Genomic DNA, 15728 nt, shown 5'->3' on the forward strand with positions numbered 1-15728 from the left:
GGTCAGCGGATCTGGTTCCAGAGCGCCACCGTTTCGGGCGACAGTCCCTTGCCTTCGCGGATGGTCCACTCGAGGCGCAGACGCACAACTTGTCGAAAGACCGCGTCAAAATCGTCGGCAACCCGATCGGCCAGGAACGCCCGATCGGTCTGCATGAAGTTGCGCCCGGGTTCGAGGAAATCGGCCATGAAGAGCGCCCGTCCTGTTCGGTACCAGTCGAGCGATCCGACAGTGTGCCACCGAATGGCATCGAGCACCGACTGACGCTCTTCGCCTTCAGCAGCGAGTCGCAGCGCCGCAGCGGGGCCGTGCAACATGCCAAAGGGCCGTTGTTGGTCGCCGGTTGCGGCCCGCAATGTCGGTTCATCGGCATCGCGCAGGGCGTCGTGCCACCGCCCCGCATCCACCCACGCACGACGCTCTTCGGTCGATAGAGACAGCTCGTCGGCCCATCGTTCGAGCAACGCGACCACGCGCTGAATGTGCGCGCGGCGCTTCTCCGTCACGACCGCCCATTCCGGCAACACCACGGTGGTTGCCGATGGTGTGGTGTGATCAGCGCTCATCGAGGGCCGCGCGCAGCGAACGCGTCAGCGCGATGGCATCTTCGATGGAGCGGCCGGCCGCACGCACCAGCGCACTTCCCACCACCACGCCATCACCCAGGGCGGCAGCGGCCTTGGCATCAGCAGGCGTGGAAATGCCAAAACCGATGCACAGTGGCAGCGAGGTGGCGCTGCGTAGACGCTGCACGGTGACCGGGAGATCGTCAGGGAGCGAGTCACGCTCACCGGTCACGCCGAGTCGGCTGATGAGATACACAAAGCCCCCGCCGTGCCGGGCGATCTCCGCCATGCGCGGCGCCGGGGTGGTCGGCGCGACCAGACGCACAAAATCGAGACCGCTCGATCCGAACCAGGCTTCGCGCTCGGGGTCGGCACCAACCGGCAGGTCGGTAGCCAGCACACCATCAACCCCCGCCGCGCGGGCGCGACGCAACACATCGTCCCCACCGGCCAGGATGGGATTCAGGTAGCTGAACAACACCACGGGCACATCGAGGCCCGCTTCCTTCACGATGTCGAGCGTGCGGGACAGCGTGATACCGTGTTCGAGCGCGACCTGTGAGCTGTGCTGAATGACCGGACCATCGGCCATCGGATCGGAGAACGGGACGCCCACCTCGATGACATCCGCTCCCGCTTCGGCCAGCCCACGCAGCAATTGCACACTGGAGGCCGGGTCCGGATAACCGGCCGTGACATAGCAGACGAGTGCCTTTCGACCTTCGGCGGCCAGTGCGCGAAACCGCGCAGTGAGGCGCGACGGAGCGGAGACGTCAGGCGAAGTGGTCGCCGATGCTGATGCCATAACGGTGCGGATCCTCGGTGCGAATGATAGAGCGAACAAACTGGCCAGACGCATCGCGCGCCGTAAGGTCCATCAGTTGTGCGGTGTTCTGCACCGGGTTGCCACGCTCGTCCATCAGGATGCGAACCAGCGGACGCGACAATGCCGCCGCGTCGGGATTGGCGGCCATCACCAGCGCGATTTCGAAGGTATCGAGCACCACGACCGTGCCAACCGGGTAGATACCGGTCAGGTTGATGAACGCCTTCACCACCACCGGATCGAGCCCCAGGCGGGGATTGTCGCGCATCCCCCGCAGCACATCGGCCGGCGTCCAGGGCGCATCCTGATACACGCGGCTCGTCGTGGCGGCATCGAAGCCATCGGTGACAGCGATGATCTTCGAGAACATCGACAACGTGCGAGGCCGCACCAGCCGCGGATAACCAGAGAGATCGGTGCGCATGTGATGTTCGTAGGCGGCCGACATGGCCCGCCAGGGACGTGTGGCCACACCGGGAATGCCGAACAGCGCCAACACACCCTGCCAGGTGTGCGACTGCAGCAGCAACCGTTCGTCCTCATCCAGTTCGCCGCGCTTGTTCAGCAGTTCGAGCGGCACACGCGACTTGCCCAGGTCGTGCAGCAGCGCCGCGAGGCCGAGGTCGAGCAGTTGCAGCTTGGCCAACCCCAGCCGACGGCCGAGCGCGACCGACATGATGCACACGTTCACGCTGTGCACAAACGTGTATTCGTCGAAATCCCGGAGCGTGGTGAGCCCCATCAGCGAGGTCGAATCGGTGAGAATCGAATCGACAATGCCCTGCACGGCGCGCTTCACACGCTTGAGGCTGGGGCTCTTGCCCAACCGCGTGGACGTGATGATCTCGCGCGTGACGTCGAGCGAGCGCACATAGGTCTGCCGGGCGCGTTCCTTGGCATCGAGTTCGGCCTCTTCGCGCACGCCTTCTTCCAGCGGCGGTGAGAGTTCGAAGTCGGCCACGCGGGCCTGTTCGAGTCGCGCCGTGAGCTGCGCCAGACGCTCTTCTTCGGGATATTCGAGCGGCGGGGACTGGAGGAAAGACAGCAACACCACCCAGGCGCGCGGGTCGGGACGGCCGACCAGCACGATGCCCCCAATGCCCGCTTCCCGGAACAGCCCGAGCAACGACGCCACGGCCGCATAGTTGTCGAACGACAGTCGCAACCGCGTTTCGTTCACGAAAAGAAAGTCGCCAATTCTCCGCAGCGCACATTCGTCTTCGTCCTGCCGCACGCGTTCGGCGCTGTTCCCCAGTTCGGCGATGGCCCGCTGGACAGCGGCGTTTTCGATGGGGTACAGGCGTACCGCGCGCACGGCGCTGTTCATCGCCACGATGAATGCCCGTGCGTGTTTCTGTGCCGCTGCGCCGCTGCTCTGGTCGGCCATCGCGCCTGTGCCCATTACTGACCGCCTCGCATGGCGCGCGCCACGGCGTTGCGCACCACCAGATCTTTCGTGTCTGCGGCGCGCTGCAACGAACCCATGGCCATCGGGGTGCCGATCAGCCCCAGCGCCCGCGCGGCACAGGCCCGGATCTCGGCATTTTCCTTCGCGCCCAACAGTCCGCGTGCGTTCAGCAGTGTGTCGAGTTCATTCACGCCCGAGTTGCCACACAGACTGCCAAACGCCTCGAACAGCGCCATCTTTTCGCCCAGGTCTGCACTGCGGGTCTCCTTGCGCCGAATGGCATCGAGCAGGCGCGGCAAGGCGCCGCCATGTTTGCGGGTGCCGATGGCGCGATAGGTGGCGACGCGCACATCACGATCCGCATCGTCGATCGCGCGCTCGAGTGCCTGCAGGGCGCTGGGTGAGCCGATGTCAGCAAGCACCCCCACCGCTTCGGCGCGTATCTGGGCTTCGGCGACACGCAGCAGCCGGGCGAGACCGGGCACCGCTGCGGCCGTACCCAACTGAGCCACCAGGCGGAGCGCGCCTCGCACGACCGCTTCCTTGGGATGCTCGAGCAAACGATTCAGTTCGGCCGTGTGTGCCCCCGCCAATCGCAGCGACGCACGCTCGATGGACGCTCGGGCCGGCGACGCGCTCGCGCCACCGAGCCAGGACACCAACGGTTCCAGCGCTTCGGCACGCAGCTCGGTGAAGAGTCCTTCGAGCAAGGATGCCACCGGCGTGCGCCGGCTTTCATCGAGCGCGTGCAGCAACTGCGCCACGACCTGCGGTTCACTGAGGCGACCGGGGAGCGCTTCCAGCGACTGCACCAGCGCCGGTCCAAGTTGTGGCCGACGTGCGGTGGTCGCCGCCTCGCGCAGCACATAGGCGACCAGCTCATAGTCACCCAGCGTGAGGAACTCGATCACCAACTGATCGAGAATGCCCAGCACTTCGCGCTGTGCTTCCTCTTCGGGACGCGTCTCGAGAATGTCGAAAAGACTGGCCAGGACCAGCCGGCGTTGATCCTCGGTGTATTCGCGGCGCAGTTCGTCCTGCAGGTACGCCGTTTCGCGCTGGTCGAGGAAGTAGAGCGTGGTGTCGAAGTTCTCGACACGCACCATACCAGGCGGCCCCTCTCCCGGAGGCTGCGTCTCGGCGGGTGGTACGGCCAACGGCGCCTGCCCTGGCGCAAAGCTCGCCACACCGGGGCGGTCGCCCGACGACATGAGCATGGGCTCCGCCGCATTGCCGACATCCACGTACCGATACGTGACATGGCCCAGGTCGGCCACCCACAGCATGGTCACCAGATCATCGTCATCGTTCGCCGCCGCTCGTGCGCGCTGCAACAGCGACAGCAGCGCCTCGAGATCCTGCTGCTCACATCCTGGCTGAAACGCCATCGCGCGCAGTCCATCGCGATGCATCAACCAGGGCAGCGATTCGGTTCCGCGATCGGCGTCCTGAAACACGGTGCGCCCTTCCCACAGGAACGACGCTTCCTGCACCTGCAATTCGAGCACCGACTCGTGCGCCCAGATCTTCGCAAACGCGGTGCGCGCGAGTTCGAGACTCTGCCCGCGCGCGGGATTGTTCGGCAGGTAGAGCTGCACGGCACGAAACGCCTTGGACATCGCCCGAAGCGCGTCCTCGATCGCGGAAACTGCCTGCGGCGATGGCGTGGTGTCGTGAACAGCCATGGTCATACGTCAGGCAGCGTGTGCTGGCTGATGGTGCCCACGTCCTTGTCGCCGCGACCGCTCACGCACAGGAGGACGGGCTCGTCGGCCTGCCACCGACCAGCCGAACGCTCCACCCAGGCCACGGCATGTGCCGTCTCCAGCGCCGGAATGATGCCCTCGAGGCGGCTCAGCACGGCCACCCCACGCAGCGCCTCGGTGTCGGTGACCGAATCGTAGAGGGCGCGGCCACTGTCGTGCAGCCACGAATGTTCGGGGCCAACGCCGGGGTAGTCGAGGCCGGCCGAGATGGAGTGCGCGGGGTGCACCTGCCCGGCCTCGTCCTGCAGCAGGTAGCTGAGCGAGCCATGCAACACACCAGGCGTGCCCTTGGTGATGGAGGCGCTGTGACGATCGGTGTCGAGACCGTCGCCGGCGGCTTCCACGCCAACCAGTTCCACGTCGGCGTCCTGAACGAACCCCGAGAAGATCCCCATCGCGTTCGAGCCGCCACCAATGCACGCTACCACGGTCTTCGGCAGGCGACCCGCCCGTTCGAGCATCTGCGCGCGGGATTCGCGGCCAATCACCGACTGGAACTCGCGCACCATCCGCGGATACGGCGCCGGGCCGACTACCGAACCGATGATGTAATGGCTGTCATTCACAGTGGTGACCCAGTCGCGGATGGCTTCAGTGGTGGCGTCCTTGAGCGTACGCGTACCCGCTGTCACCGGCACGACCGTCGCACCGAGCAGACGCATGCGGAAGACATTCAGCGCTTGGCGCCGCATGTCTTCCTCACCCATGTATACGACGCACTCGAGGCCGAATCGGGCACAGATCGTTGCCGTGGCCACACCGTGCTGCCCGGCGCCGGTCTCGGCGATGATGCGGCGCTTGCCCATGCGACGGGCCAGCAGCGCCTGCCCCACCGTGTTGTTGATCTTGTGCGCGCCCGTGTGATTCAGGTCTTCGCGCTTGAGCCACACCGGGGCGCCAATCCGCTCGCTGAGTCGTGGGGCAAAGGTGAGCGCCGTGGGACGGCCCACGTACTCCCGCAGCAAACCATCCAGTTCGGCGCGAAAGGCGGGATCGGCGTTGGCTGCATCAAACGCGATATCGAGCGCGTCGAGGGCCGGGATCAGCGTCTCCGGCACGTACCGACCGCCGAACGGCCCGAAGCGATCGTTGGCCACCGTCCCGAGTGTCGAATTGCCCGCCATGTCGCTCTGCTCCACCGTCATGCCTGAGTCTCCACAGCGCCGCGCGCTGCCATCACAAACTGTTGCACGCGCTCCGGATCCTTCACACCAGGCGCCACTTCCACGCCGGAAGATACGTCTACCACCTGCGGCGACAGCAGTCCGATGGCGGCGGCCACGTTTTCGGGACGGAGACCGCCGGCCAGTACCAACTGCACCGGCGTGGCCTGCCGGAGCGCCATCACCGAGGCGCGCAGCCCGGACCAGTCGAGCGCGACCCCGGTGCCGCCGAGTTGTCCGACGACGTGGGCATCCAACACCAAAGCACCTGCGGTTTGGGCGAGCGCTGCGGCGTCCTTCGGCAGTTCCTGACCGGCCACGCGCAGCACCGGCCACACGGTGCGTCCCGTGGTGTCCCGGAGCCAAGCGACCATCTCGACGTATGAGCGACCGTTCGTCGAGGCATGCCCATGCAACTGCATGACATCGAGGTCGAGTGCGTCCGCGATCGAAACGATTTCTTCCGCCGACTGGTCACCGAACACGGCCACTCTTTGCACACCCTGACGACGTGGGCCAAGCACGGAACGGGCCGCGTCCACCGTCAGTAACCGAGGGCCTCCGGCCAGGATCACGCCCAGATAGGACGCGCCCTGCTGTTCGGCGTGTTCGGCATCCTGCGGGCGTGTCAGTCCGCAGATCTTGATACGGACCGGAGAGATGGGGGCGGAGGTCATCGGTGCGATCGTCGAGCGTCAGCGACGGGCGGTGGCATGACGGGCAATCGCGGCCAACGCACGCACCTGGGCTTCCGGATCGGTTGCCGTAGAGACCGCGCTGCCAACCAGTACGGCATCGGCGCCGGCATCGCGGGGCGCGTGCAGATCGTCCGGCTGCTGCATGCCACTCTCCGCCACGGCCACCCGATCGGAGGGGATGTGCGGAATGATGGCCGGCGCCGTGGCCGTATCGATGACCAGTGATTCGAGATTGCGATTGTTGACACCGATGACCGAAGCGCCAGCGGCCAGCGCCCGTTCGAGTTCGACGAGATCGCGAATCTCCACCAGTGGTTCGAGTCCGATCTCGCGTGCCGTGTCGATCAGCAGTGGCAGCAGCGAGGGGGCCAGTGATCGTACGATCAACAGCGCCGCCGAAGCACCGGCCGCGCGAGCCTCCCACAACTGGACGGGGTGCACGAGGAAGTCCTTGCGGATCACGGGCACCTGCACGGCAGCAGCGACCGCTTGGAGATCTTCGAGGGACCCACCAAACCGCGTTGGTTCGGTCAGTACCGAAATCGCCGCTGCCCCGCCCCGCACGTACGCCTCGGCCTGGCCCACGGCGTCCAGTCCGGGGGCGATCGTGCCCTTGGACGGCGACGCGCGCTTCACCTCCGCGATGACCCGGAGATGTGGCCCCGTGAGGGCCTGGTGGAAAGGCACGACGGGTCGGGCGTCCCGCGCCACCGCCTTCAGGGCTTCGAGGCGGTCGGCGACCGCCATCGCCCGGGCGTGTGCCTCGCGGGTGAGCTGTCCGAGGGTGCCTTCAGGTTCGGTCCAGACGGGTGTTTCGGGCGTCTTTGAAGAAAATCCTTGCACTTCGGCCTGTCTTCGGTTAGCGTGGCGGGTGATGCTCTTCGGCCTGTTTTCGGGCTCGGCCGGTACCCCCTCTCAAGTGGAGCTCCCATGCCGCTCACCAAGCGACAGCGCGAAATTCTCTCGTTCCTCTCCGAGTACAACGAGGTCAACGGCTATGCGCCCAGCTTCGAGGAGATCGCGTCGCAGTTCAACTATAACTCGCTTGCGACGGTGCATGAGCATCTGACCAACCTCGAGCGCAAGGGGTACATCAAGCGCTCGTACAACGAGAGCCGCGCCATCGAGATCCTGCCGTCGGAGATCTACCAGCGTTCGGTGGAGTTACCGCTCCTGGGTTCTGTGGCGGCCGGTGCACCCATCGAAGCGGTACACAGTGGCGAGACGATGGCCGTGCCCGACGGGTTCTTGCGCCGGAACGGGAGTCACTATGTCCTGCGGGTGCGTGGCGACTCGATGATCGAGGAGCATATCCGCGACGGCGACTTTGTCGTGATCAACGACAAGCAGGCAGCCGACAACGGCGAAATGGTCATCGCCCTGCTCGATGGCTCGGGGGCTACCGTGAAGCGTTACTATCGCGAGCGTGATGGGCGCATCCGTTTGCAGCCAGCCAACGAAACGATGCAGCCGCTGTTTGTCCACGAAGACGACGTCCGCATCCAGGGCATCGTGGTCGGGGTGTTGCGCCGCTATTGAATGAGTCGGCGCGCCTGAAACCGATCAGGCGCGCCAGCGCTGGGAAGCGGCTCGCAGGCGTTCCAGCGCGGTGTATCCGACGCCCGCCGCCAATGCAGAACGGGTCTGTGCCACGGCGTCGGCATACGTCAGGTCGTCTCGGCTGACATACAGGGCCGCGGCGGCATTCAGCAGTACCGCCGCTTGTGCTCCTGTTGAACCCGCGCCCTGCAACACGGCCTCAATGATCTCCGCGTTCTGCGCCGGATCACCACCGGCCAGCGACTCGGCGCTGACTGCACCCACGCCAAAGGCGGCGGGATCAATGGTCCAGCGGTGCACCGCGCCATCGCGCGCCTCGCGTACCTCGGTCAGGCCCAGCGGCGAGATTTCGTCCACCCCCGGAGCGCCGTGCACGACCATCGCGCGTACCGATCCGAGCTGCATGAGTGCGTTGGCGAGCAACTCGAGGCGTGCGATTTCCGCCACACCCACCACCTGACGGCCGGCACGGGCCGGATTGGCCAGCGGGCCCACGATGTTCATCACGGTGGGCACGGCCAGTTCACGGCGAATCGGGCCCACGTGACGCAGCGCCGGGTGCATGAGCGGTGCGAACATGAACACAATGCCCGCCTCCTCCAGCGTGGCAGCCATGGCGGCGGGCGTGGTTTCGATCACGACGCCCAGTGCCTCCAACACATCCGCGCTGCCCGATCGGGATGTGAAAGACCGGTTGCCATGTTTCGCGACCCGCACACCCATGCCTGCCGCCAACAGGGCGGAGGCCGTGGAGATGTTGAACGTCGTCAACGAGCCGCCGCCCGTGCCGCAGGTGTCCACCAATGCGTTCGGGTCCGCCGCCGGCAGCACCACCATGGCGTCGCGCAGCGCCCGCACCACGGCAGCCACTTCCGACGGCGTTTCCCCTTTCACTCGCAGGGCCATCAGCAACGCGGCCACCTGGGCCGGGGTGCCCTCGCCACGCATGATCACCTTGAAGGCCTGATGCAGCTCTTCGCCATCCAGCGGCTGATGCAGCGCGAGCCGCCGAATGGCAACGGCCAACGCCTCAGCGGGCATGCAGTGTCTCCAGCAGCGCCTGCGGCAACCCGTTGCGCGAGGCAATCAGCGAGATCACCAACCCGAGCAGACGCACACGCTCTACGTCTTCTTCGGTGTAAATCCCGCGTTGGGCCCGGTTGGTCAGGTTGAGCACACCCACCAGTTCGTCGTGATAGACGAGTGGGAAGCTGATGAAACTGCCGGTGGTGAAGTACTGATCACGCAGCAGCGGATGCTGCGAAGCTTCCCGTACATCCTGCACCAGCAGCGGCTCACGGGCTGCCGCCACCCGGCCGGCCACGCCTTCGCCGATCCGGATACGCATGCCTTCCACGATGTTGGGCGCGATCCCGCGGGCGGCCGCCAGGTAGAGATGATCCGGCTCCGGCGCACGCAGCATGAGCGAACAGCGCTGGGCCTGCATATCGTCGCCCACGAGGGCCAACAGCGCGTCCACCAGGGTACGCGCATCGGTGGTTTCGGCATCGAGTGACAACGCGCGATCCACCAGGTACAGCGTGCGGGTGCGCTGACGCAGGGCTTCGCTGCGCCGGTGCAGTTCGATGTGGGCCTGTTCGAGCTGGCCCACGGCCGACGCGAGTTGCTGATCGGCCAGCTCCGCCTTCCGACCCGCACGACGCATCTCCTCCTGCGCCCGCGCGGCATCGGCCTGCAGGGCGATGGCTTCGGCGGAGTGGAATGCGGTGACCTGGCGGGGCGTGTTGCGCACTTCGCGCAGTTCGGCTTCGAGCACCGAGAGCTTGCGCACGTATTCACCGTGCACGCGCTGGGTGACATCCTCGAGCGTCCGCACGGCTTCTTCGCGGGCATCCCGCTCGGAGATGCGGGCATAGGCCAGGTCGAACAGCGCAACGGCCGGCGCAATCCGCTCGGTGGTGCGGGTGCCGAAGATCTTGCGTGGCTCGTACAGCGCCAGCACGGCCCCGAGTTGTCCCTCCACCCGAAGGCCTCGCAACGCCAGCACTCCGCCGTCCAGCGCCGTGGCAAAACCGCACAGGCGCGCGTAGTCGGCCGATCGGTCGGTGACGTCGAGAAATGGACCACCCGCCAGAATCCGGGCCCGAACCGGCTCAGGGAGGTGATCGAACGTGGTCTCGATACTGGTCCGATGCACCTGTGCGCCCACGGGGGTGTAGCGGTCCCGGAGCATGTCCCGGCGCGCATCGTAGTGGATGAGCGCTACGGAGGCCCCGCGATCGAGTTCGGCGAGGCATTCGCCGAGGGCGACGAGCGCGCCATCGAGGTCGGGGGACGCCGTGAGGGCGTGCGCCAGTGATGCGAGGGAACGTGGGGGCATGACGAGTGAAAGAGACGTGGAGAAAACGTCAGCGACCATCACAATGCAATGGGCGGCGCTTCGTGAGTTGAAGCGGACGCCCCCCTCGCCTAGCTTCCCCGCGCTTATGGACCCGCGACCGATCCTCCTGGTAACCCAGTACGACGGGGGGCGATTCGCCGGCTGGCAGCGCCAGCCCGACGTGCGCACCGTCCAGGGTGACATGGAGCGGGTCCTGGGGCGTCTTTCCGGGGGGCTGTACGTGCCTGCCGTGGGCGCCGGCCGCACCGACGCCGGGGTGCACGCCCACGGTCAGGGCGTTGGCGTGCGAATGCCTCCTCAGTGGACCGCCCCGCGGCTCCGGCGTGCCATGAATGCCTTGCTGCCCGACGACATCTGGGTGGCCGCGGCGTACCAAATGGAGCCGGAATTCCATCCCCGGTACAGCGCAACGGCGCGGCGATATGGTTATCTTATCGGGACGGATGAATTGGCCTCGTCGCCGTTTCGCCGTCGCCACGAATGGGCACTCCATCGCCCCCTCGATGTCGAAGCGCTGCACGGCGAGGCTGCTGAACTGCTGGGAGAGCACACGTTCCGGGCGTTTGCCATAGCTCATACGGCGCCGGTCGACGATCACCACCGCTGCATCATTCATCATGCGGCGTGGGTGCCTCGCGAAGGCGGCTGGGTGTTCGAGGTGTCGGCAAACCGCTTTCTCCATCACATGGTGCGATTCCTGGTCGGGACGATGGTCGATGTGGCGCTGGGGCGCCGTCCGCGTGGTACGATCGCGCGGCTATTGGTCACACCCGACAACGCGGACACCTCCCCGCCAGCACCCGCGCACGGTCTGTCGCTGCGCGAAGTGACGTATCCCGCGGCGCTGTACGCACAGGAAGGCTGATATGACCGCGATGCTTGCTTCTCTCACCCACCGCCGCGCCACGATGCGCTCCCGTGTCACGCTGGTGGGGCTGGTGGCGCTCGCGCTCGTCGGCTGCGAGGGGTTCAATCCCTCCGACTCGGGCGCGCAGCAGTCACGCACCCTGCCCCCTCCGCAGCCAGCGGGTCCGGTTCCGGCGCAGTCCATCAATGCGTCACGGCGTTCGGCCATCACCACCGCCGTCGAACGGGTGGCGCCAACGGTCGTGACCGTGCAGACCGAAACCGTCGAACGGGTTCCCGTCGACATCTTCGACTACATGATGGGTGGCCGATCGGGCGAACGCCGCAATGCGGGCATCGGCTCCGGCTTTGTGGTGCGCAATGACGGGGTGATCGTCACCAATGCCCATGTCATCGCGGGTGCCACGTCGGTGTCGGTGGCCATGCGCGACGGCACGACGTATCGCGCCACGGTGGTGGGCGTCGACGAAACCAACGATCTCGCGGTCGTGCGCATCAGCGCCAAGGATCTGCCCACGGCGCAACTGGGTCGCTCCAGCGATCTGATCGTCGGCGAATGGACCATCGCCATCGGCAATCCGTTTGGCTTCGTGCTGGGCAACACGGAGCCCAGCGTGTCGGTGGGTGTGGTGAGCGCGGTGGGACGCAACCTTGCCGGTCGCACCGAAGGTGGTGGTGTCTACATCGACATGATCCAGACCGACGCGGCCATCAATCCCGGTAACTCCGGCGGCCCGCTGGTGAACGCCAACGGCGAAGTGATCGGTGTGAACAGCTCGATCTATTCGCCGAGTGGCGGATCGGTGGGGCTTGGGTTTGCCATCCCGATCGATCGTACGCGGCGCATCGTGGAAGACCTGCTCGAACATGGTGCCGTGCGGCATCCGTGGGTGGGCATCCGGTTGCAGACACCGCAGGTGCAGAGCGCACGGGAAGTGGCGTCGCTGGGCGCGGTGGTGGCGCGCGTGGCACCGGGATCACCCGCCGAGCGGGCCGGGGTGCGTGTAGGCGATCAGATCACGGCCGCGGCCGGGCGCCCGGTGCGCAATCCGTACGAATGGGAAGCGCGACTGCTCGATTTGCGCGTGGGCGAGTCGCTGGCCATCACACTGCGGCGTGCTGGGCGCGAGGTGCCCGCCAACATGCAGGTCGGTGATGCCCCGGAAGTGACCGCTCCCAAGGTCACCGTGCTGCGCGAATTGCAGCTCGTGACCGTGACCGATGCCATTCGCCAGGAACGTGGTATCGCATCCAACGCTGGTGCCCTCGTGTTCAAAGTGTCCGATCGCATTCGCGATGAGATCGGCCTGCAGGAAGGCGATGTGATCGCGCAAGTTGGACGCTCCCGTGTGGCATCGGCGCAGGAAGTGTCCGAAGCCATCGATCGGCAGGGCGCCCGCGGCGCCGTCGTGCTCGTGTTCGAGCGCAACCGACAGTATTTCCAGACGCAGTTCACCCTTCGTTGAGTTCCGTGACCGCTCCAGACCGTTCTCCGCACGCTACGTACCAGTCGCCGCTCGCTGATCGCTACGCCTCGAAGGCGATGCTCACGCTTTGGGGTGGACAGACCCGTTACGGACTCTGGCGCCGCCTCTGGCTCGCCCTGGCCGAATCGCAGCAGGCTCTGGGCATCGACATTCCCGATGCCGCCATCGCGGAGATGCGTGATCATCTCGACGATATCGATTTCACGGCCGTCGCGGCGTACGAAAAGTCGTTCCGCCACGATGTGATGGCGCATGTGCACGCGTTCGGTGATGTCGCGCCGGCGGCCCGCAAGTTCATCCATCTGGGTGCCACGAGCTGTTACGTCACGGACAACACGGAACTCGTGCTGATGCGCCGTGGCCTCTCGCTGCTGCGCGAGAAGTTGCTGGATGTGCTGGAAGCGCTGGGTGGGTTTGCCCGCGAGTGGAAGGACGTGCCGGCGCTGGGCTACACGCACCTCCAGCCCGCGCAGCTCACCACGGTGGGCAAGCGCGCCACGTTGTGGATGCAGGATATCCTGCTCGACTTGGAAGACCTCGAGTATCGCATTGCCTCGCTGCCTTTCCGTGGCGTGAAGGGCACCACGGGCACGCAGGCCAGTTTCCTCACACTGTTCGACGGCGATCACGCGAAGGTGCGCGAACTCGATCGCATGGTGTGCGAGCGCATGGGGTTCAAGACCTCCATCCCGGTCAGCGGCCAGACGTATTCCCGCAAGGTGGATGCGCAGGTGCTGGGTGTCGTGGCCGGCATCGCCTCCACGGCGTCGAAGTTCTCGGGCGATATCCGCATGTTGCAGGCGTTCGGTGAACTCGAGGAACCGTTCGAGAAGAACCAGATCGGTTCGTCGGCCATGGCGTACAAGCGCAACCCGATGCGCTCGGAGCGCATTGCGGCACTCGCCCGCTTTGTGCTGTCGCTCGAGCCGAATGCCAACCAGACGCACGCCGTGCAGTACTTCGAGCGTACGCTCGATGATTCGGCCAATCGTCGCCTCGCCATTCCCGAGTCGTTTCTGGCTACCGATGCCATTCTCGTGCTCATGCAGAACGTGACGCGTGGCCTGGAAGTGCATCCGGCTCGCATTCGTCGTCGGGTGGATGACGAATTGCCGTTCATGGCCACCGAAGAACTCATCGTGCGTTTTGTGCGCGCCGGTGGTGATCGTCAGGAAGCCCACGAGATCATTCGTGGGCACAGCATCGCGGCCGCACGCGCCGTGAAGGACGGTGCACCCCACAACGACATGCTCGAGCGGTTGGCGGCCGATCCGTCGTTTGGTGTGTCGCTGGAAGATCTCAAATCTGCGGCCGAGCCGTCCCGGTTTGTGGGACGTGCGCCGCAGCAGGTGGTGGAGTTCCTCGATGAGCACGTTGCGCCGTGGCTGGCCCGCGAGCGTACGGCCGTGGAACTCGAAGAGGTGCGTGTATGAGTGCGGCGGCGTTGACCCATACCAACCTGCCGTTGCCGTTGGTGCGCCGTGGCAAGGTGCGCGACGTGTACGCGGTGGATGATGATCGCTTGCTCATGGTCACCACTGATCGCATCAGTGCGTTCGACGTGGTGATGCACGAAGCCATTCCCTACAAGGGCGCGGTGCTCACGCAGGTCACCGCGTGGTGGCTGGCGCAGTTGGCCGGCATGGTGGATCACCATCTGATCACCGCCGAAACCGACGAGATCATCGCGGCGGTGCCATCACTGGCGCCGTATCGTGATGCGCTGGCCGGCCGCAGCATGCTCACCGTGCGGGCCGACGTGGTGCCCATCGAATGTGTGATTCGTGGCTACATCACCGGCTCGGCGTGGAAGGAGTATCGCGAGCACGGGACGCTGGCCGGTGAAGCGCTCAAGGCGGGACTGCAGGAAAGCGATCGCCTCGATCCGCCCATCTTCAGTCCGGCCACCAAAGCCGAGACCGGACACGACGAGAACATCACGGTCAGCAAGGTGATCTCGGAGGTGGGGGCGGACACGGCGGCTCAACTCGAATCGCTGGCGCGTCGCATTTACGAATACGGCCGTGCCACCGCCGAACCGCGTGGCATCATCGTGGCCGATACGAAGTTCGAGTTTGGTTGGCGCGACGGAAAGTTGTTGCTGATCGACGAAGTGCTCACGCCCGACAGTTCGCGGTTCTGGCCAGCCGACAGCTATGCACCGGGCCGCGGACAGCCAAGCTTTGACAAGCAGCCGTTGCGCGACTGGCTCGATGTGGAGCGCCACGCGGGACGCTGGAATGGTGAGGCGCCGCCGCCGACGCTCCCACCTGAAGTGATTCGCGCCACCAGTGTGCGCTACCGGGATGCGTTTGCCCGTCTCACCGGCGCACCGCTGGATCTGGCCCGCCTTGGACTTCCGGAGGATCGCTGATGTTTGCGCGCGAAGGGTACCCGTTCATGCTGGGCGCGCTGGCGCTCGCGGCGATGGCGTACGTGGGAGCGCTGCGTTTGCGCTCCTGGCCATTGTGGGTGGTGGCGTTCCTGCTCACCGTCATCGCGTTGTGGGTGGCGTGGTTTTTCCGCAATCCCGAACGCATCGGTGAGCGTGGCGACCGCGTGGTCGTGTCGCCGGCCGATGGCCGTGTAGTGCTCATCACGAACATCGATGAACCCACGTTCGTGGGCGGACCCACGACGCGCGTGTCGATCTTCATGAATGTCTTCGACGTACACGTGAACCGGTATCCGGTGAACGGTCGTGTGGCACATGTGGTACACAAGGCCGGCAAGTTCCTGAACGCGGTGACCGAGGCATCCAGCACCGACAATGAGCAGGCGTCGGTGGGTATCGTGAGCGGCCCGCATCGCATCCTGATGCGCCAGATCGCGGGGCTCATTGCCCGTCGCATCATCACCGATTCCGTCTCCGGTGACACGGCCACGCAGGGCGCGCGCATGGGCCTCATCCGGTTTGGTTCACGGGTCGACGTGTTTCTTCCGCCCACCTCGACACTGCGGGTCGCGGTGGGTCAACGCATGAAGGCTGGCGAGACCATTCTCGCCGACCTGCCGGCGACCTGAC

At 65.8% G+C, this 15728-nt stretch carries 15 protein-coding genes; 6 read left to right on the plus strand and 9 right to left on the minus strand.

The window, feature by feature from the left end:
• Positions 1 to 2: 2 nt before the first annotated feature.
• Genes GAU_RS08815 through GAU_RS08845 form a run of 7 tightly spaced genes read right to left on the minus strand, consistent with a single transcriptional unit; the run spans position 3 to position 7174 of the window.
• On the minus strand, positions 3 to 566 hold the full coding sequence (locus GAU_RS08815; protein ID WP_041265397.1) for a hypothetical protein: 564 nt from the start codon (positions 564 to 566) through the stop codon (positions 3 to 5).
• Positions 556 to 1371, minus strand: a complete 816-nt coding sequence (trpA, locus tag GAU_RS08820) for a tryptophan synthase subunit alpha (protein ID WP_012683209.1) — start codon at positions 1369 to 1371, stop codon at positions 556 to 558. The genes GAU_RS08815 and trpA overlap by 11 nt, the downstream gene beginning before the upstream one ends.
• Positions 1340 to 2794 (minus strand): HD-GYP domain-containing protein, encoded by a 1455-nt coding sequence (locus GAU_RS08825; protein ID WP_012683210.1) that lies wholly within the window; start codon positions 2792 to 2794, stop codon positions 1340 to 1342. The genes trpA and GAU_RS08825 overlap by 32 nt, the downstream gene beginning before the upstream one ends.
• Positions 2794 to 4491 carry a HEAT repeat domain-containing protein gene (locus tag GAU_RS08830; protein ID WP_041265398.1) on the minus strand — a complete coding sequence of 566 codons (1698 nt, stop codon included), beginning with the start codon at positions 4489 to 4491 and terminating at the stop codon, positions 2794 to 2796. Before GAU_RS08830 ends, GAU_RS08825 begins: the two co-directional genes overlap by 1 nt.
• A complete protein-coding gene (trpB, locus tag GAU_RS08835; protein ID WP_012683212.1) occupies positions 4488 to 5711 on the minus strand; it encodes a tryptophan synthase subunit beta in 1224 nt (407 codons plus the stop codon). Before trpB ends, GAU_RS08830 begins: the two co-directional genes overlap by 4 nt.
• A complete protein-coding gene (locus GAU_RS08840) occupies positions 5708 to 6406 on the minus strand; it encodes a phosphoribosylanthranilate isomerase (protein WP_012683213.1) in 699 nt (232 codons plus the stop codon). The genes trpB and GAU_RS08840 overlap by 4 nt, the downstream gene beginning before the upstream one ends.
• A gap of 18 nt (positions 6407 to 6424) precedes the next feature.
• Positions 6425 to 7174, minus strand: coding sequence for an indole-3-glycerol phosphate synthase TrpC (locus GAU_RS08845; protein WP_052574592.1), 750 nt, complete (start codon positions 7172 to 7174; stop codon positions 6425 to 6427).
• Between the two features lie 183 nt (positions 7175 to 7357).
• Here GAU_RS08845 and lexA point away from each other — a divergent pair, with 183 nt between their 5' ends.
• On the plus strand, positions 7358 to 7966 hold the full coding sequence (gene lexA, locus GAU_RS08850; RefSeq protein ID WP_012683215.1) for a transcriptional repressor LexA: 609 nt from the start codon (positions 7358 to 7360) through the stop codon (positions 7964 to 7966).
• A 24-nt stretch (positions 7967 to 7990) separates the two neighbouring features.
• Here the strand turns inward: lexA and trpD are convergent, their stop codons facing one another.
• Positions 7991 to 9028, minus strand: coding sequence for an anthranilate phosphoribosyltransferase (gene trpD / locus GAU_RS08855; protein WP_012683216.1), 1038 nt, complete (start codon positions 9026 to 9028; stop codon positions 7991 to 7993).
• Positions 9018 to 10328: a GAF domain-containing protein gene (locus tag GAU_RS08860; protein WP_041265399.1), complete on the minus strand. Its 1311-nt coding sequence runs from the start codon at positions 10326 to 10328 to the stop codon at positions 9018 to 9020. Before GAU_RS08860 ends, trpD begins: the two co-directional genes overlap by 11 nt.
• Before the next feature lie 106 nt (positions 10329 to 10434).
• Here GAU_RS08860 and truA point away from each other — a divergent pair, with 106 nt between their 5' ends.
• From truA to GAU_RS08885, 5 genes are read left to right on the plus strand one after another with little or no spacing between them, the layout of a single operon-like run.
• Complete coding sequence (gene truA, locus GAU_RS08865) at positions 10435 to 11214, plus strand: tRNA pseudouridine(38-40) synthase TruA (protein WP_012683218.1); 780 nt, start codon at positions 10435 to 10437, stop codon at positions 11212 to 11214.
• A 1-nt stretch (position 11215) separates the two neighbouring features.
• Positions 11216 to 12682 carry a trypsin-like peptidase domain-containing protein gene (locus GAU_RS08870; RefSeq protein ID WP_052574331.1) on the plus strand — a complete coding sequence of 489 codons (1467 nt, stop codon included), beginning with the start codon at positions 11216 to 11218 and terminating at the stop codon, positions 12680 to 12682.
• On the plus strand, positions 12679 to 14136 hold the full coding sequence (gene purB, locus GAU_RS08875) for an adenylosuccinate lyase (RefSeq protein WP_012683220.1): 1458 nt from the start codon (positions 12679 to 12681) through the stop codon (positions 14134 to 14136). The genes GAU_RS08870 and purB overlap by 4 nt, the downstream gene beginning before the upstream one ends.
• A complete protein-coding gene (locus GAU_RS08880; protein ID WP_012683221.1) occupies positions 14133 to 15077 on the plus strand; it encodes a phosphoribosylaminoimidazolesuccinocarboxamide synthase in 945 nt (314 codons plus the stop codon). The genes purB and GAU_RS08880 overlap by 4 nt, the downstream gene beginning before the upstream one ends.
• Complete coding sequence (locus GAU_RS08885) at positions 15077 to 15727, plus strand: phosphatidylserine decarboxylase family protein (protein WP_012683222.1); 651 nt, start codon at positions 15077 to 15079, stop codon at positions 15725 to 15727. Before GAU_RS08880 ends, GAU_RS08885 begins: the two co-directional genes overlap by 1 nt.
• Position 15728 lies beyond the last annotated feature (1 nt).

This window comes from Gemmatimonas aurantiaca T-27, assembly GCF_000010305.1.
Lineage (GTDB): Bacteria > Gemmatimonadota > Gemmatimonadetes > Gemmatimonadales > Gemmatimonadaceae > Gemmatimonas > Gemmatimonas aurantiaca.